This is a genomic window from Leucobacter aridicollis (assembly GCF_024399335.1).
GTDB lineage: Bacteria > Actinomycetota > Actinomycetes > Actinomycetales > Microbacteriaceae > Leucobacter > Leucobacter aridicollis_A.
Genome location: NZ_CP075339.1, coordinates 3575086 through 3592459, shown reverse-complemented (window position 1 = coordinate 3592459; position 17374 = coordinate 3575086). Strand labels below are relative to the sequence as shown.

At 64.4% G+C, this 17374-nt stretch carries 19 protein-coding genes; 15 read left to right on the top strand and 4 right to left on the bottom strand.

Annotated features, from left to right (window positions below):
• Window positions 1–3: 3 nt before the first annotated feature.
• Window positions 4–1071 carry an inositol-3-phosphate synthase gene (locus KI794_RS16150; RefSeq protein WP_119285423.1) on the top strand — a complete coding sequence of 356 codons (1068 nt, stop codon included), beginning with the start codon at window positions 4–6 and terminating at the stop codon, window positions 1069–1071.
• Window positions 1072–1269: 198 nt separating this feature from the next.
• On the opposite strand, the gene KI794_RS16145 is transcribed toward KI794_RS16150, so the two are convergent.
• On the bottom strand, window positions 1270–2520 hold the full coding sequence (locus KI794_RS16145) for a glycosyltransferase (RefSeq protein WP_119285424.1): 1251 nt from the start codon (window positions 2518–2520) through the stop codon (window positions 1270–1272).
• Between the two features lie 143 nt (window positions 2521–2663).
• On the opposite strand from KI794_RS16145, the gene rpsF reads away from it, so the two are divergent.
• From rpsF to KI794_RS16110, 7 genes are all read left to right on the top strand, one after another.
• Window positions 2664–3026 carry a 30S ribosomal protein S6 gene (rpsF, locus tag KI794_RS16140; protein WP_119285425.1) on the top strand — a complete coding sequence of 121 codons (363 nt, stop codon included), beginning with the start codon at window positions 2664–2666 and terminating at the stop codon, window positions 3024–3026.
• Window positions 3027–3029: 3 nt separating this feature from the next.
• Window positions 3030–3572 (top strand): single-stranded DNA-binding protein, encoded by a 543-nt coding sequence (gene ssb, locus KI794_RS16135; protein ID WP_119285426.1) that lies wholly within the window; start codon window positions 3030–3032, stop codon window positions 3570–3572.
• Window positions 3573–3626: 54 nt separating this feature from the next.
• Window positions 3627–3887, top strand: a complete 261-nt coding sequence (gene rpsR / locus KI794_RS16130) for a 30S ribosomal protein S18 (RefSeq protein WP_042545452.1) — start codon at window positions 3627–3629, stop codon at window positions 3885–3887.
• A 12-nt stretch (window positions 3888–3899) separates the two neighbouring features.
• Window positions 3900–4349 carry a 50S ribosomal protein L9 gene (rplI, locus tag KI794_RS16125; RefSeq protein ID WP_121074850.1) on the top strand — a complete coding sequence of 150 codons (450 nt, stop codon included), beginning with the start codon at window positions 3900–3902 and terminating at the stop codon, window positions 4347–4349.
• 575 nt (window positions 4350–4924) lie between these two features.
• The gene (gene dnaB / locus KI794_RS16120; RefSeq protein WP_119285429.1) at window positions 4925–6301 is read left to right on the top strand and encodes a replicative DNA helicase; all 1377 of its coding nucleotides are present in this window, start codon (window positions 4925–4927) and stop codon (window positions 6299–6301) included.
• 66 nt (window positions 6302–6367) lie between these two features.
• Window positions 6368–6958: a hypothetical protein gene (locus KI794_RS16115; RefSeq protein WP_255808655.1), complete on the top strand. Its 591-nt coding sequence runs from the start codon at window positions 6368–6370 to the stop codon at window positions 6956–6958.
• A gap of 49 nt (window positions 6959–7007) precedes the next feature.
• A complete protein-coding gene (locus KI794_RS16110) occupies window positions 7008–7292 on the top strand; it encodes an ABC transporter ATP-binding protein (protein ID WP_119285431.1) in 285 nt (94 codons plus the stop codon).
• A gap of 76 nt (window positions 7293–7368) precedes the next feature.
• Here KI794_RS16110 and KI794_RS16105 read toward each other — a convergent pair whose 3' ends face one another.
• The 3 genes from KI794_RS16105 to KI794_RS16095 all read right to left on the bottom strand — a co-directional run bounded on the left by KI794_RS16105 (window position 7369) and on the right by KI794_RS16095 (window position 10381).
• A complete protein-coding gene (locus KI794_RS16105; protein ID WP_119285432.1) occupies window positions 7369–8214 on the bottom strand; it encodes a siderophore-interacting protein in 846 nt (281 codons plus the stop codon).
• Between the two features lie 46 nt (window positions 8215–8260).
• On the bottom strand, window positions 8261–9640 hold the full coding sequence (purB, locus tag KI794_RS16100) for an adenylosuccinate lyase (RefSeq protein WP_255808654.1): 1380 nt from the start codon (window positions 9638–9640) through the stop codon (window positions 8261–8263).
• A 333-nt stretch (window positions 9641–9973) separates the two neighbouring features.
• Window positions 9974–10381: a phage holin family protein gene (locus tag KI794_RS16095; RefSeq protein ID WP_119285434.1), complete on the bottom strand. Its 408-nt coding sequence runs from the start codon at window positions 10379–10381 to the stop codon at window positions 9974–9976.
• A gap of 95 nt (window positions 10382–10476) precedes the next feature.
• On the opposite strand from KI794_RS16095, the gene KI794_RS16090 reads away from it, so the two are divergent.
• The 7 genes from KI794_RS16090 (at window position 10477) to KI794_RS16060 (ending at window position 17328) form a co-directional block, all read left to right on the top strand.
• Entirely contained in the window at window positions 10477–11664 is a 1188-nt protein-coding gene (locus KI794_RS16090) for a thiamine pyrophosphate-dependent enzyme (protein WP_255808653.1), read from the top strand.
• Entirely contained in the window at window positions 11661–12689 is a 1029-nt protein-coding gene (locus tag KI794_RS16085) for an alpha-ketoacid dehydrogenase subunit beta (protein WP_119285436.1), read from the top strand. The genes KI794_RS16090 and KI794_RS16085 overlap by 4 nt, the downstream gene beginning before the upstream one ends.
• 81 nt (window positions 12690–12770) lie before the next feature.
• Window positions 12771–14114, top strand: a complete 1344-nt coding sequence (locus KI794_RS16080; protein ID WP_255808652.1) for a dihydrolipoamide acetyltransferase family protein — start codon at window positions 12771–12773, stop codon at window positions 14112–14114.
• A 143-nt stretch (window positions 14115–14257) separates the two neighbouring features.
• Complete coding sequence (locus KI794_RS16075) at window positions 14258–15019, top strand: SDR family NAD(P)-dependent oxidoreductase (protein WP_119285438.1); 762 nt, start codon at window positions 14258–14260, stop codon at window positions 15017–15019.
• Window positions 15020–15125: 106 nt separating this feature from the next.
• The gene (locus KI794_RS16070; protein WP_119285439.1) at window positions 15126–15953 is read left to right on the top strand and encodes an ABC transporter ATP-binding protein; all 828 of its coding nucleotides are present in this window, start codon (window positions 15126–15128) and stop codon (window positions 15951–15953) included.
• A gap of 8 nt (window positions 15954–15961) precedes the next feature.
• Window positions 15962–16588, top strand: coding sequence for an ABC transporter permease (locus KI794_RS16065; RefSeq protein ID WP_255808651.1), 627 nt, complete (start codon window positions 15962–15964; stop codon window positions 16586–16588).
• Window positions 16585–17328 carry an ABC transporter permease gene (locus KI794_RS16060; RefSeq protein ID WP_255808650.1) on the top strand — a complete coding sequence of 248 codons (744 nt, stop codon included), beginning with the start codon at window positions 16585–16587 and terminating at the stop codon, window positions 17326–17328. The genes KI794_RS16065 and KI794_RS16060 overlap by 4 nt, the downstream gene beginning before the upstream one ends.
• Window positions 17329–17374 lie beyond the last annotated feature (46 nt).

Below are 17374 nucleotides of genomic sequence, written 5' to 3'. Positions count from 1 at the left end.
TCGATGAGTGTGAAGGTTGCCCTCGCGGGAATTGGAAACTGCGTGAGTTCGCTCGTGCAGGGTGTCGAGTACTACCGCGACGCCGCAGATGACGCCGAGGTTCCCGGGCTCATGCACGTTCGCCTCGGCGGGTACCACGTGTCTGATCTTGAGTTCGTTGCGGCATTCGACGTCGACGCAGAGAAGGTCGGAAAAGACCTCTCTGAGGCTATTTGGGCCGGGCGCAACAACACGATCAAGTTCTCGGATGTGCCCCACATTGGCCTCGAGGTGCTCCGCGCTCCGACGTACGACGGCCTTGGCATGTACTACCGCGACGAGGTTGTCGAGTCGACCGCAACACCCGTCGATGTCGCGCAGGCACTGCGCGACTCTGGCGCTGAGGTGCTCGCATGCTATCTGCCAGTCGGCAGCGAGGAAGCAGTGAAGTTTTACGCGCAGGCAGCACTTGAAGCTGGTGTTGCGTTCGTCAACGCCATTCCTGTGTTCGTCGCAAGCGACCCCGAGTGGGCGGCAAAGTTCACCGAGGCAGGGCTGCCAATCGTTGGAGACGATATTAAGAGCCAGGTTGGGGCGACGATCACCCACCGTGTGCTCGCCCGTCTGCTCGAAAGCCGTGGCATCGCGCTTGACCACACCTATCAGCTGAATGTCGGCGGCAACATGGACTTCAAGAACATGCTTGAGCGCAGCCGCCTGCACTCGAAGAAGATCTCGAAGACGCAGGCAGTTACCTCGAACATCTCGGCAGATCTTCCGGCAGAGGACGTCCACGTCGGGCCGAGCGACCATGTGCCGTGGCTTGAGGATCGCAAGTTCGCTTTCGTACGTCTCGAAGGCCGCGGGTTCGGCGATGTGCCGATGATGCTCGAATACAAGCTTGAGGTGTGGGACTCCCCCAACTCGGCAGGCACGATGATCGACGCGATCCGCACCGCGAAGGTCGCACTCGACCGCGGGCACGGCGGACCGGTCGAGGCCGCGTCGGCGTACTTTATGAAGTCCCCGCCGGTGCAGAAGCCTGACGAGGAGGCCCGAGCCGAGCTCGAGGCATTTATCGCCGGCGCCTAGGCAGTATTGGCAGGCTCGGCGCGTACGCCGGCTCGCCCGCTTACCCGGCATACCCGGCCGCCCCGCCTTCCGGCCTGTCCGGCCGAGCTTCCAGAGTTGGCAGTTGTGGTCGCTTGAGCTTGCGCCAAGCGACCACAACTGCCAACACTCGTTGGGAGCTTTGGGAGCTTTGGGAGCTTTGGGAGCGTTGGGCGAGGGTCAGCGCGCGAGCTGCGAGTAGCAGCGCTCAAGCGCCGCGGCGTGCGCTCGCCAGTCGTGACTGACTGCGTGAGCCCGCGCGCTTGCGCCGAGCCGGGCCCGGCGCGCGTCGTCGTGTAGCAGAGTGGCAATCGCAGCGGCCCAGGTAGCTGGATCGCGGTCGCCAAGATGGATCCCGGCAACATCGTGGGGTACTGCCTCAACCAGGCCAGTGTGCCCGGCGGCGACGACCGGTACACCGCAGGCGCCGGCCTCAAGCGCGGTGAGCCCGAATGTTTCCGAGTGGGAGGGCACGAGAACGAGTGTGCTTGAGGCAAGCAATCCCGCGGCGTCTGCCCGAGACTGGGCGGGGAGAAACCTGAAGCGATCCAGAACTCCTTCTCGATCGGCGAGCACGCGCAGATCCGCCGCGTAGCCTTCTGCGCCCGGTGTGGGCTCGCCCGCAATCACCCACTCGGTATGGGCGAAGAGTTCAGGATCGCGCCTCGCCAGCTCCCCCGCAGCCCGAACAGCGAGATCTTGGCCTTTGAGCGGCTGGATTCTGCCAAGCACTGTGATGCGGTGCGGCTCAACGCCCAGCGTGCGATCTCCTCGGAGCGGTTCGAACCCCGCGCTTGCCCGACCCACTGCGCCCTGCGCTCGCGGGCTGAAGAGCCGAGTATCGACGCCGGGGTGCACGACCGAACCGCCGGCGCGTGGCGCCCCGTACCAGTCGATCACCCCACTGAGCTCGCTTTGGCTACCGGCGATGACGAAGCTCGTTTCCGCGAGTAGCCGCTCCCCCGCGAGGCGCGCTTCCGGCTCCGGTGAATCGCCGGCGGCTAGGTTGGCGTTCTTTTGCGCGGCAATCGTGTGGAACGTCACGGCAATTCCTGTTCCGCCCGCCGCCCAGGCTTCACGCGCGGCGATACCGCTGAGCCAGTAGTGCGCATGCACGGCATCGAAGCTGCCCAGGCGGCGGAGCTCGACCGCGAACTCAGATGTCACGCCCGGCATCTCGGCCTTCGACAGCTGTGGCGGGCCCGCTGTGAGGGCGACGAGCGTCACAGGTGCGCCGTGAGAGTCATCGCTCAAGAGCTGATACTCCCCGGCAGCAAGCGCCTCCGTCGCTCGGGTCGCGACGACGACCTCGTGCCCCCGCGCCCCGAGGGCACGGGCGGCTTCTGCGACGACAACGTTCATCCCACCAGCGTCACCAGAGCCGGGAATTTCCGATGGAGACGTGTGCATCGAGATGAGAGCGATCCGCATGGCTCCACTTTAGGGCTGAAGATGGTAGGCTTCTTAGGTTGTCTGTGCGCCGAACATTCGGTTTGGGGCTCAGGCACGATGCAAAAACACCCTCCTGTCACAGAAATCCTGTGGCCGTGAAGTCCGAAGGAGGTGGGTCAGTAATGCATCCTTACGAACTCATGGTGATCCTCGATCCCGGTATCGACGAGCGCACCGTGGCTCCTAGCATGGAGAAGTTCCTCTCCGTCATTACGAACGCGAATGGCGAGATCGAGAACGTCGACATCTGGGGCAAGCGTCGCCTGGCATACGAGATCAACAAGCAGGCCGAGGGCATCTACGTTGTGGTGAACTTCACCGCGACCCCCGAGGCTACCGCTGAGCTCGATCGTCAGCTCGGTATCTCTGAGGCTGTTCTCCGCACGAAGGTGCTCCGCGCAGACGAGCTCATCGCTCAGCGTGCAGCTCAGTCGAAGCGTGACCAGGCTAAGGCAGCTCGCGCTGCTGCGAAGGCGAGTGCATAACTCATGGCCGGAGAGCCGCTGATCACTGTCGTCGGCAACCTTGTTGCCGATCCCGAGCCTCGCGTGAGTCAGGCCGGCAAGTCGTGGGTGACCTTCCGTATCGCCTCGACCCCGCGCGTGCGCGATCGCCAGTCCGGCGACTGGTCGGACGGCGAAGCGCTGTGGCTTGGCTGCCGCGCTTACGGTGAGTACGCCGACAATATTGCGGCTTCGCTCACGAAGGGCATGCGAGTCATTGTGCAGGGTCGCCTGACCCAGCGCAGCTACACCGACAACCAGGGCCAGCAGCGCACCTCACTCGACCTTGAGGTCGAAGAGGTTGGGCCGTCGCTCCGCTTCGCCACCGCACAGGTGACGCGAGGCGCTGCGCGTGGGCAGGTTGGCGGCTTCGGTGGCGCTGGTGGCGGTCAGCCCCAGGGTCAGTCGGGCTGGGCACAGCCCCAGCAGCAGCAGGATAACCCCTGGACCAATTCGGGCCAGGGCGGATCCGCGTCGAACAACTCCTCCGATTTCGGTGGCGGGTTCGACGACGAGCAGCCCTTCTAAGACAGCAATTTTGTTCCGGGCGCGTACCGGGACGCATTACGAAAAGAGACCAACATGGCAGGCAAGTCAAGCGGTGCAAGCCGCAAGCCGGCTCGCGGCAAGAACGCGAAGGCGGCAGCACCCGCAAAGAAGCAGACCGTTGGCGTCATTGATTACAAGGACGTCCAGACGCTTCGCAAGTTCATTTCAGAGCGTGGAAAGATCCGCGCCCGCCGCATCACCGGCGTATCCGTTCAGGAGCAGCGTTTGATCGCGAAGGCAGTGAAGAATGCCCGCGAGATGGCTCTCCTCCCCTACGCCGGTTCCGGCCGCTAAGGAGAGAGCATCATGGCGAAAGTAATTCTCACGCACGAGGTCCGTGGCCTCGGTTCTGCCGGTGACGTCGTAGACGTCAAGACTGGCTACGCTCGCAACTACCTCGTACCGCAGGGCTACGCAGTGCACTGGACCCGCGGTGGCGCGGCTCAGGTTGCACAGCTGCAGGCTGCTCGCGAGGCACGCGCTCTCGCTTCGGTTGAGGACGCGCAGGCACTCAAGGCGTCGCTCGAGGCTGGCAAGATCCGTCTCCACTCCAAGGCTGGGGTTGGCGGGCGACTCTTCGGCGCAATCAAGCCGGCTGCAGTTGCAGCTGCCGTGTCAGAGGCTGGCATTGGCGAGGTCGACAAGCGCAAGATCTCGCTTCCGTCGATCAAGTCGACCGGCGAGTACAAGGCGACGATCCACCTTCACGAGGGTGTCGACGCAGAGGTGACCCTCCAGGTCATCACGCAGCGCTAAGCGTTTTCACGCTCACAAGCGGGGCCGGTTCCATTTTGGAACCGGCCCCGCTTTGTTGTGTGAGGTGAGTTCCCCAGATGCCGAGGTCCGTACACGGCGCCCTGTACGCCTTCTGGCGGCGTTTCTGGTGGTCAGCCCTAGCGGGCCTCTTCTGGGCCGCTGAACGGGCCTTGTGGCGCGCGTTGGCGCCGATGAACGCTTCGTGAACAGCGCGCGTTGCGGTCCACAGCTGCAGCACGCTGCACCTTCCCAATTGGCGGACAGAGTTGTCCACACGCCCGGAGTTCCGGCAACATTCAAGTTGTACTTTAAGGTTGAATAACTTTGATTGTGTGGAAACAATAAACCCCAGATCAGACGGCGGGTTTCGGGAAAAGTCGAGAATCTGTCCACAAGTTATCCCCACTCGTGTGGACAAGTTCTGGCGATTCTTCGTCGCTTCTCCACATGGTTATCCACAGGTGGACAACCCGCGCATTTGAGCCATACGGACACTGCACCTACGGTGAATGTCTGAGGTCTGGTATGTCATCAGAAGGTAACGAGGTTAGGCCTCACCGAAGGAGCAATACAGCTTGTCCATCGCACACCTGGGTATCGCGTCGCCTGACGAAGAACAGCGCGGCGGCGATTACGAGCGCACCCCGCCATACGACCTGCTCGCGGAGCAGAGCGCGATCGGTGGCATGCTGCTGTCCAAGGACGCTGTGGCTGACGTCACTGGTGTGCTGCGCGGCTCAGACTTCTACGTGCCAAAGCACGAAGTTATCTACGAGTCGGTGCTGTCGCTTTACTCCCAGGGCGAGCCGACCGACGTTATCACCGTCACCGACGCGCTTTCAAAGTCTGGCGATCTGCAGCGGGCGGGTGGCGCCGAGTACCTCCACACACTGACGAGCATCGTTCCGACCGCCGCCAACGCGGGTTTCTATGCGGACATCGTGGGCGAGAAGGCGCTCCTTCGCCGCCTCGTCGAGGCCGGTACCCGCATCGTGCAGATGGGATACGCGGGCGAGGGTGAAGCTCTCGACCTTGTGAATGTCGCCCAGTCAGAGATTTATGGCGTCACGGGTGAGTCGCAGAGCGAAGACTACGTGCCGCTCTCGCTCGCAGTGGATGCCGCGATGGAGGAGATCCACAAGGCGACCTCGCAGCCAGACGGCATGCTCGGAGTGCCAACCGGCTTCAGCGAGCTCGATGCGATGACGAATGGTTTTGCCGGCGGCCAGATGATCATCATCGCCGCGCGACCCGCGATGGGTAAGTCAACGCTTGCGCTCGACGTGGCCCGCCACGCCTCCGTGCACGCCCTGGCTCCGACGGTCTTCTTCTCGCTCGAGATGGGTCGCGCCGAGATCGCGATGCGTTTGCTCGCGGCCGAAGCTTCCATCCCGATGCAGACCCTGCGTAAGGGCGCCCTCGACAGCCGCGACTTCCAAAAGCTCGCGGCCACGCAGGCGCGCATCTCAGAGTCGCCGCTGTACATTGACGACAGCCCGAACCTCACGCTCGTTGAGATCCGTGCGAAGTGCCGACGGCTGAAGCAGCAGCACGGCCTCAAGATGGTCGTCATTGACTACCTGCAGCTGCTGTCAAGCGGTAAGAAAGTTGAGAGCCGACAGCAGGAGGTCAGCGAGTTCTCGCGTGCGCTGAAGCTGCTCTCGAAAGAGCTTGACGTCCCGGTCATCGCGCTGTCCCAGCTCAACCGTGCGTCTGAGCAGCGTGCCGACAAGATGCCCGCGATCAGCGACCTTCGCGAGTCGGGCTCGCTCGAGCAAGACGCCGACATGGTGATCCTGCTTCACCGTGAGGCTGCAAGCGACCGCGACCATCCGCGCGCTGGCGAGGCTGACTTCATTCTGGCGAAGCAGCGTAACGGGCCCACCGGCACTGTCACCGTTGCCTTCCAGGGCCACTACTCGCGCTTCCAGGACATGCCCCAGGGAATGTAGCGAGCTCGCTCCCACGATCTTTCGCAGCGAGACAAGATACAATCCACGAGGCAGGGAGGGAGCACAATGTCAATCGCCGAAGGCACCGTATCGCGACCGTCAGGCACGGCACTCCTCCCACCGAAATGGGTACGCGTCCTTCGAGCTGTGCTCTTGCTCACCGTTGGTCTCGTCGTTACTTTCAGCGCGACTTTCCACGAACGATTCGCCTTTGACCTCGCGGTCGTTGTCGCGGCCCTTGTCGCGATCGGGATCGTGCACATTGTCGAGGCGCTTCAGCGTCGCGCGCGCGGCGGCGGCGCCATCGCGGTCGCGCTTGGGACTATCTCGGTTGCCGCGGCGGTCTTTCTCACAGTGCTCAGCACCGAGCTCGCGTTCGCTGTCGTGATTGCGGCCTGGGCACTGGTGACTGCCCTGCTCGAGTTTGTCGCCATGGTCGTGCAGCCGGGAACGCGGCAGGATGCTGCGCTCATTGGGGCGGCAGGCATTCTGCTCGCCGTGACCGTGCTGCTTGCGCGGGGAGACCTCGTCGCCGTGATTGGGTTCTTCGGCGCGTACGCAATCATTGCCGGAGTCTTCCTCGGGATCGCGTCGTTCGACACGCGAACCGCAGCCGACGCCGACCCGCTGAACCAGGGGTCGACTGTCAATGCCTAGGCGGATCTGCACGCCGCCAATGTCCTAGCCGAATCGTAGAAAGCGACCGATGACTAACCCCTCAGACCACACGCCCCAGGAACCGATGAACCCGTCGCGTCGTGATCGCCTCAAGCCCCTCGAACTACTGGGCTTCTCGGGAGTGCTCGCGGTGTTCGCGGGTCTCATCGTCCTCATGGCGTCGCGCTCCATCGTGCTCGCCCTCATCTTTACAGCCATCGCGTTCATCGTGTCGCTGCTGTTCGTGGCCCTGCTCGGCCTCGGCGGCAAGCCCAGCGACGAAGACCTCGAGGCTCGCAAGGACCTGAAGAAGCCCGAGGGCGACTGGCACTAGGCCACACGCTGAGCAGAAATTGGCCCGGGGCGTCTGCGTCTGCGGACACCCCGGGCCTCTGTCTGCGCGGGAGCGGCTAGTCCTCGATCGACTCCGGATCGCTCGGGTCGATCGGCCCGTGATGGTCGAAGTTCGCCTCACCACGCCGCCAATAGCCGCTGATCTGGTACTGCGCGCGGGGGAGCCCGAGCTCGTCGCGGATCACGCGCCGGAGCGGGATGAGGCGGTTCGCATCACCGGCGGCGAACACGAAGGTCTCGTCCGTGATCTCGCTGTCGAGCAGGGCCTGATCGAGGCCACCGAGCGGCTCGCGCACGAGGATTTCGCGTCCGGTTCCCTCGCGGAGGTACTCTTCTACCCAGTCGAGGGCGTCGTAGTCGACGTCGGCGATCACCTCGACCTCAGTGTCCTCGGGCAGCGCGTTGATCCAGCGTACGGTTGCGGGCAGCGCAGTCGGATCAACGAGGCAGAGCAGTGACGCGATGCCCGTCGGAACGCTCTGGGTGCCGCGTGGCCCGACGACGACGATGCGGTCTCCGACCGCTGCGCGCTCCGCCCACGCGGATGCCGGTCCGGGGTCGTCGTGCAGGAAGAAGTCAAGGTCGAAGACGCGCCCTCCGGCTTCATCCCGAACGTTGAGCGGCGTGAAGTCGCGGCCGAACGTCTGGCCGTCGGGCCGGACGATACCGTCCTCGCCGGGGCCAGCCGCGACGGGTGCGACGAGTTCTCCCGTGAAGGGGTGCGGGAAGAAGATCTTCGCGTGGTCGCCGGGCCCCGTCGACTCGAAGTCATACAGGTCGGGCCCGGCGAGCGTCACGCGAGCGATCGCCGGTACTGGCCGCGAGATGGCCTGCACCGTAACTTCGCGTGCGGTAAACCGGTACATCGTGCGTTCGCGTTCAAAGCGTGCCTGCTGACTCATACTTCAACCCTGGCGCAGAGCCGGGACACCGGCAAGCCTCACCGCGTCAGAGGTAGCTGAGAAGTTGTGCCGCGCTGCCGACGTAGCCTGCGGGCGTGAGCGCGAGCAGGCGCTGCTTCGCCTCGTCTCCGATTTCGAGGCCCTGAACGAACACGACGAGCTCGGCCTGGCCGATGCGGCGGCCCCGTGTGAGATCCTTGAGCGCGGCGTACGGGTCGCTGATCGTGGAGCGGCCTGCGGTCACCTCCGCGCGGATCACTGTCTGAATCGCCTCGCCGAGTACCTCCCAGTTCGCGTCGAGATCCGCCGCAAGTACCTCGGGGGCCGCGTCGATCTGTCCGAGCCCCTTGAGGATGTTGTCGAGTGCGAGCACCGAATGCCCGAACGCGACGCCAATGTTGCGCTGCGCCGACGAATCGGTGAGGTCGCGCTGCCAGCGGCTCGTGACGAGCGTCTCTGCGAGCGAGTCGAGCAGCGCGTTGGAGAGCTCCAGGTTGGCCTCGGCGTTCTCGAACCGGATCGGATTGACCTTGTGCGGCATCGTCGAGGAGCCCGTCGCGCCCGCGACGGGGGTCTGGCGGAAGTAGCCGATCGAGATGTAGCTCCACACGTCTGTCGCAAGGTTGTGCAGGATGCGGTTGGCGTGCGCCATGCGCGAGTAGAGCTCGGCCTGCCAGTCGTGTGACTCGATCTGGGTCGTGAGTGGGTTCCAGGTCAGGCCAAGCCCCTCGACGAACTCGCGGGAGATCGTTTCCCAGTCAGCACTCGGGTCTGCAGCGAGGTGCGCTGCGAACGTGCCCGTCGCGCCCGAGAATTTCCCGAGGTACTCGATCTGATCGATCTGGCGCAGCTGGCGGCGGAGCCTGTGTACGAAGACCGCAAGCTCCTTGCCAAGCGTGGTGGGGGTCGCAGGCTGGCCATGCGTGCGGCTCATCATCGCGAGGTCTTTGTAGTTCTGAGCCTGGCGCTCGAGTTCGTCGATGACTGCGACGAACTTCGGGCGCCACACGTCTGCGACAGCCTGCTTGACGGTAAGCGCGTACGAGAGGTTGTTGATGTCTTCACTCGTGCAGCACACGTGGGTGAGCTCTGCGAGGTGACCGAGTCCCTGCGCCTCGAGACGTGCTCGGACGAGATACTCCACGGCCTTCACGTCGTGCTGGGTGGTCTTCTCGGTCTCGGCTAGCTCGTCGATCTCGGCCTGGCCGAAGTTCTGCGCCCACTCGCGCAATGCTGCGAGCTGCGCGTCGCCCATCGGTGTCCCACCGAGTAGCGAGTGCGTGGTCAGGTAGGCGAGCCATTCGACCTCGACGTGTACGCGAGCCTTGTTCAGCCCGGCCTCGGAGAGGGTGTCGCCAAGCCCTTCGACCGCCTTCCGATAGCGTCCGTCGAGGGGGCTGATGGGCTGCGGGGGCAGGCTGGTCATGGGTTCTCCGTTGTGTGAGTTGCGGGTGAACGTACCCGACCATTCTCCCATGAGGGCAACTGTGCACATTTCACGGGATCGCGAATGTGGATAACTATGCACAGATCGAATGACAACGGTGTAATTATCGTTGTGTAATAAGGGTTCGAGCTGTTCAACACCCTGTTGATAAGTCGGTGGATAGGTTGTGGAGTGGTTGTGGATACGGTGTGGAAAACTTCGCGCGGTTTCGTGTGACTCCGTGTCGGAGGGCGCGCCGAACAGCGCCGCGCGACGTTCAATCGCGGGCCTCGAGGTGTCGCCGATGACCCCGTGTCATCAGCGGGGCGGTCGTTAGCGCTTGCGCTTGCGATTCGTGCCGAGCAGACCGTTCATGATGCTCGCGAGCACCGACATCACGATCGCGCCGAGTACACCCCACCAGAAGCCATCGACGTGCAGCCCGAAACCGGCGAGACCGGAGAGCCATGCGATGACCGAGATGAGAATTCCGTTCACGATGAGGCCGAACAGGCCGAGCGTGATGATGTAGAGCGGAATCGACACGATGCGCACGACCTTGCCGAGCGTGCCGTTCACGAGGCCGAACACGAGCGCGACGAGGAGCATCGTGATGATGGGGGAGTACGGGTCGTCATTGATCGGCTCGATCCAGAACCCGCGCGGGCCCGACCCGCCGACGATGAGCGTCGTGAGCCACAGCGCGAACGTGCTGACAAGTACTCGCATGATTGACCGCATGCACCAATTCTTGCAGCAATCGCTGTGCGTCGGCCACTAGCGCCGACGTTGATATATCCCAGTCGGAATGACCCCTCTCACTACACTTGAGCACTATGAGCCAGACCCCAAAGCTCGCCGTTAACATGGTGGATCCAGAGCCGATTCGCTTCCTAGACGCCGAAGGTCGGTACTCCCCGTCAAGCTCCGCAGCAGACTACGCAGCGGAGCTTGACGGCGTTGGTATCGAAGATTTCAAGCAGTGGTACCGCGACATGGTCGAAACCCGTGCGTTCGACACGGAGGCGACCCACCTGCAGCGCCAAGGGCAGCTCGCCCTGTGGGTTCCAAGCATCGGGCAAGAGGGCTGCCAGGTCGGCCTCGCGCACGCCACCGAGCCGCAGGATCACATCTTCCCCGCATACCGCGAGCACACCGTCGCGAAGGTGCGCGGCGTGAGCTTTGTTGAACTGCTGAAACTGTTCCGTGGCTTCACGCACGGCGGGTGGGATGTCACGGATCCCGCGAACGGCAACTTCCACCTGTACACTCTCGTGCTTGCCGCGCAGGCGCAGCACGCGAGCGGATACGCACTTGGGCAGCTGCTCGACGCGAAGCTCCGGGTCGGCACTGCGGCGATGGACGCTGGCGAGCGGGGCATCGCGACAGGCGAAGCGACAATGGCGTTCTACGGCGATGGCACATCGAGCCAGGGCGACGCGAACGAAGCTATGATCTTCGCGGCGAGCTACCAGACCCCGGCGGTCTTCGTTGTCCAAAACAACGGCTGGGCGATCTCGGTGCCGTTCGAGCGGCAGAGCCGTACCCCGCTGTACCGCCGCGCACTCGGTTTCGGCATCCGCGCTGTGCAGATCGACGGCAACGACCCGCTCGCCGCGTACGCCGTCGGCCGCAGGTTCATGCGCCTCGCGCGCGAGGGGGCAGGCCCGGGCTACATCGAGGCACTGACCTACCGGATCGGGGCACACACGACGAGTGACGACCCGACGCGCTACCGTGAGAAGTCGGAACTCGAGGAGTGGCGAGATCGCGACCCGGTCGCGCGCATGGAGGCTTACCTGCGTGAGCAGGGAGTCGACGACGCATTCTTTGCCGAGGTGGCCGAGGTCGCCGATCGAGAGGCGAAGCGCGTGCGCGACGCGATCCTGCAGTTGCCGCCGCCTGACGCCGACTCGATGTTCGCGAACGTGTACACCGAGGCGCACCCGCGCATCGAAGAGCAGCGTGCCTGGCTCGAACGCTACGAATCTTCATTCGAGGCCGGCGAGGAGATTTCAGCATGACCGGTGCAGTAGCAACATCCACGGCGCCCAGCGTCCAGACGCTCACCGAGCGCACGGAGCTGCCGATCGCGCGAGCCATCAACGAGGGCTTGCGGGCCGCGATGGCCGCCGACGAGAAGGTCTTGCTCATGGGCGAGGACATCGGCCCCCTGGGCGGCGTCTTCCGTGTCACCGACAAGCTTCAGGCCGATTTTGGATCGGCGCGCGTGCTCGACACCCCGCTCGCGGAGGCAGGCATCGTCGGCAACGCCATCGGGCTTGCGATGCGCGGCTACCGTCCGGTCATCGAGATCCAGTTCGAAGGCTTCATCTTCCCCGCGTTCAATCAGATCGTGACGCAGCTCGCGAAGATCACGAACCGGCACGACGGCAAGGTGCCGATGCCGATCGTCATTCGCGTCCCGTACGGCGGGCACATCGGCGCCGTCGAGCACCACCAGGAGAGCCCCGAAGCGTACTTCGCGCACACCCCGGGCCTGCGAGTCGTCGCTCCCTCAACGCCAAACGACGCCTACTGGATGATCCAGCAGGCGATCCAGTCGCAGGATCCAGTGCTGTTCTTCGAGCCGAAGGCAAAGTACTGGATGAAGGGTGAGGTCGATCCGACCGCTCCGACCGCGCAGTTGCACGACAGCCGGGTCGCCCGTGAGGGAACCGACTGCACGATCGTCGCGTTCGGCGCAATGGTCACCGCCGCGCTTGAGGCCGCCGAGGTCGCGCGTGCCGAGGGCACGAGCATCGAGGTCGTCGACCTCCGCAGCATCTCGCCAGTCGACTACGCGCCGCTACTCGAGTCAGTGCGGAAGACGGGGCGCCTCGTCGTTGCGCAGGAGGCTTCGGGCAACGTCAGCTTGGGCAGCGAACTCGCCGCGCACGTGGCCGAGCACGCGTTCTACTCGCTCCAGGCGCCCGTGCTACGCGTCTCGGGCTACGACGTGCCGTTCCCGCCTGCCAGGCTCGAGGGAATGTTCCTGCCCGACGCAGACCGTATCCTCGAAGCAGTCGACCGCACGATGCACTACTGACGGTCCGCCGCGGCCGCACCCCTGCCCGCACGTCGGGACGAACACAATTACTGACCACGAAGCAACCCAAAGGAGCCTTCGATGAGCGACATGACGTTCCCCCTTCCCGATGTCGGTGAAGGCCTCACCGAGGCAGAGATTGTCATCTGGCAGGTCGCGCCTGGCGACACGGTCGTGCTCAATCAGGTGATCTGTGAGATCGAGACCGCCAAGTCGCTCGTCGAGTTGCCGTCGCCGTTCACGGGCGTCGTCACGGAGCTCCTCGCCGAGGTGGGGGAGACTGTCCCGGTCGGTCAGCCGATCATGCGCGTGCGGGCCGAGGGCGCAGCGGATCAGGATCCCGGTGCGGACGCGCCGGCGAAGCCCGCCGAGGCTGCTCCCGCGACGCCGGCTGCTCCGGCCCCGTCAGGCGCGTCGGCGAAGCCCGCCGAACCTGGCGCAGCCGCCGACGATGAGGGCGGTGCGGTGCTGGTGGGGTATGGCACCGCCGGCAAGGTCCGTTCGCGACGCCGGAGTGGGGGCGAGCCGCTGCTGTCGACGCCTCCGATTCCAGTCGCCGCTGCGTCGCCGGTGATCGCGAAGCCCCCGATCCGGAAGCTCGCGAAGGATCTCGGCGTCGACCTCACTGAGGTCTCAGGCACGGGAATTGGTGGCGAGATCCTCCGCGACGACGTGGTGCGCCATGGGTCGCAGGCGAGCCTGTTCCGCAACCTTTCAACGCCTGAGGTGCCTGCAGTTCGCGAGGAGCGGATCCCGCTCAAGGGCATGCGCAAGCAGATCGCGAAGGCAATGGTGACGAGCGCGTTCGAGGCGCCCCACGTTGGCGTCTTCACCGACGTCGACGCGACGCGCACGATGGAGTTTGTGCGGCGTCTGAAGACCTCGACAGACTTCGCCGGAATTAAGGTGTCGCCGCTTCTCATCTTCGCGAAGGCGATGCTGTGGGCGATTCGCCGAAACCCCGAAATCAACTCGACTTTCACCGAGACCGAAATCATCCGCCACCACTTCGTGAACCTCGGTATCGCCGCTGCGACCCCGCGCGGGCTCATCGTGCCGAACATCAAGGAGGCCCAGGAGCTCAGCTTGCGGGAGCTCGCCCAGGCCATCGAGCAGCTCACAATCACTGCGCGCGAGGGCCGCACGAAGCCCGAGGAGATGCAACAGGGCACTATCACCCTGACGAACATCGGCGTATTTGGGATGGATTTCGGCACGCCAATCTTGAACCCTGGCGAGGTCGCAATCATGGCGATGGGCACCATCAAGGAAAAGCCTTGGGTTGTCGACGGCCAGGTGCGGCCACGGATGGTGACGACAGTCGGTGGATCGTTCGACCACCGCGTTGTTGACGGCGACGTGATTTCTCGTTTTGTCGCCGACGTCGCCTCGGTGCTCGAGGAGCCTGCGCTGCTGCTTGACTAGTGCTCAGCCGCGAGACTGTGCACGGTGGCGCACCCGATGCGCCTAGGATCGGCTGTACAGCGTGAACACCTGTGCCGCTCCGAAGTGAATTGTGGAGCGCGCCGATCGTGACGGCCATGGCGGCCGAGAGACGAGGAAGCACTATGCAGCTTGAAGAAACTACCGCAGTCATTACCGGTGCGGCATCGGGGTTGGGGGCGGCGACTGCCGCGCTCCTCGCAAGTCGAGGAGCAACCGTCGTCGGCCTCGATCTCGCGGCTTCGATTGAAAAGGCGGGGGAGCCCGCGCCTGGAGTTCGCTACGTCGCTGCCGACGTGACGAGCGAGGAGGATGTCGCTGCAGCGCTGAAGCTGCACGCTGGCGAGCCTCCGATCCGCCTCGTCGTGAACTGCGCGGGCATTGCGCCGGCGAAGCGTATCCTTTCGTCGAAGGGTGTGCACGATCTCGAGACGTTCAAGCGCACGCTTGATATCAATGTCACTGGCACCTTCAACGTGCTGCGCCTCGCGGCCGAGATCATGGCTGAGCAGGACGCGGTTGACGAGTCGGGCCAGCGTGGCCTCATCGTGAACACGGCATCGGTCGCGGCGTACGAGGGACAGATCGGGCAGATTGCGTACGCCGCTTCGAAGGGCGCAGTTGTCGGCATGGGCATCACTGCCGCGCGCGACCTTGCCCGCAACGGCATTCGCGTGAACACGATCGCTCCGGGCATCGTGGCGACGCCTCTGCTCGAAGCGCTTGGCCCGGAAGTCAACGCCTCACTGTCGGCTTCGGTCCCGTTCCCGGCGCGGCTCGCCCGGCCTGACGAGTTCGCGCAGCTTGTCGTGATGATTGCCGAACACGACTACCTGAACGGCGAGACCATCCGCATGGACGGCGCCCTTCGCATGGGACCGAAGTAGCTTTTACCTGATTTTCAGCTCGGTTTGTCGGGGGCGGGTGCTAGGTTTGGGCACAGTTCCAACCGGGGTGCATCAGCACCCGACGAACCTTGGGGGGTGGTAGCGGATGATTCGATTCGATGCTGTCACCAAGACGTATCCCGACGGCACGCGGGCGGTCGGGGAGTTCTCGCTGACAATTCCGTCGCACCAGACGACGGTGTTTGTCGGCTCCTCAGGAAGCGGCAAAACCACGCTGCTGCGCATGGTGAACCGCATGGTCGACCCGACGAGCGGAACTGTGTGGATCGATGACCAAGACGTCTCGGCGACAGACCCTGTCAGACTGCGGCGCTCGATCGGCTACGTGTTGCAGCAGGGCGGGCTGCTTCCGCACCGCTCGGTGCTCGACAATGTGGCGACAGTCGCTGTCTTGAACGGCACCCCGAAGGCAAAAGCACGCGCTCTCGCGAACGAGATGCTCGAACGTGTGGGCTTGAGCGCCGACCTCGGGCGACGTTTTCCGGCGCAGCTCTCGGGCGGGCAGCAGCAACGCGTCGGAGTCGCTCGCGCCCTCGTGCCTGATCCAAACATCTTGCTGATGGACGAGCCGTTTGGGGCGGTCGACCCGATCGTGCGGCGCGAGCTACAGGCTGAGCTCGGCAGACTGCAGCGCGAGCTCGGCAAAACGATTCTGTTCGTGACCCACGACATCGATGAAGCCTTCAGGCTCGGAGATGAGGTCGTTGTGCTGCGCGCTGGTGGCGAGGTCGCCCAGTGCGGTACACCGGCAGATATTCTCGCGAGCCCCGCGGACGATTTCGTACGCAACTTCATCGGAACGGAGACCCCAGACGGGCAACCCGAGGCACGCAAACTCACCACGAGAGAGATCGATGGCAAACGGATCGTGTTTGACACGGCCGGGAGACCACTCGGAGTGATCGAGCAGTGAAGTGGCTCATGCAGAACTGGCCGCAGGTGATTGACCTCGCCTGGGCCCACCTGCAGCTGAGCCTCCCAGCGATCCTGCTCGCGACCCTCATCGCGATCCCGATCGGGCGGCTCGCGTTTAGGTACGGCAAGTTCGGTGGGGCGCTCTCGAGCGTCGCGACGCTGCTGTACGCGATTCCGGCCTTGCCACTGCTGATCATCATCCCAGCGCTTGTCGGGGTTCCCCTGCGATCTGACGCGAACATGATCATCGCCCTCACCCTCTATGGCGTCGCACTGCTTGTCCGGAGCGCAGCTGACGGCTTTGCATCGGTCGACACGACAGTGCGTGACGCCTCGCTCGCGATCGGGTTCTCGCGCATCTCGGTTTTCTGGCGTGTCGACCTGCCGCTCGCGCTTCCGGTCATCCTCGCAGGGGTGCGGGTTGTCGCGGTGTCGACGATCAGCCTCGTCACTGTTGGGGCGTTGATCGGCGTCTCGAGCCTGGGGACGCTCCTCACCGACGGGTTCCAGCGCGGGATATTCGGCGAGGTGCTGACGGGCATTGTCGCGACGATCGTGCTCGCGCTCGTCCTTGACGGGCTGCTGCTGCTGCTCGGCCGCGTGCTCACGCCTTGGCGGAAGGTGGCGGCATGAAGCTCTTCGCGGACGCGTTCGCCTGGCTCGCCGACGGTGCGAACTGGGTGGGCGCCAGCGGCATCCCGGCCCGCATCGGCGAACACCTCTGGGTGTCCGTATTCGCCGTCGGGATCGCGGCACTCATCGCGCTTCCAACTGGGGTGCTCATCGGCCATACTCGACGCGGCGTCGGCGCGATCGGCGCGGTCACGGGGGCCGCCAGGGCGCTGCCGACGCTCGGCGTGCTCACGGTGTGCGCGCTGTGGTTTGGGATCGGACTCTCGGCGCCGCTCATTGCGCTCGTTGTACTCGCGATCCCATCGCTGCTTGCGGGAGCCTACTCTGGCGTGCAGGCGGTTCCAAGTGAGACATCCCAAGCCGCACGTGCAATCGGGATGCGGCCCGCGCAGGTGATTTGGCAGGTCGAGGTGCCGCTGGCACTGCCTGTCATTATTGGCGGAGTACGTGCGGCGGTGCTACAGGTCGTCGCGACGGCGACGCTCGCCGCGTACACGGCTGACGTCGGTCTTGGCAGGTACCTCTTCACCGGCCTGAAGACCCGCGACTACGGGCAGATGCTCGGCGCCGCGCTCCTCGTCATCGCGCTCGCGCTCATCCTCGAGATCCTGCTCGCCACGTTGCAGCGCGCCGCAGCCGCACGTCTGACAGCGCGAGGCACCGCCATGGAAAGCGCAGCTGGGAGCTCGCCCACTGGCCCTGAAACGGCCGACCGACTCGCGCAACACCTGACAGACTGACCCGCCACGAAGTTCACCACCGCAACTGCAACAACCTGATTGGGAG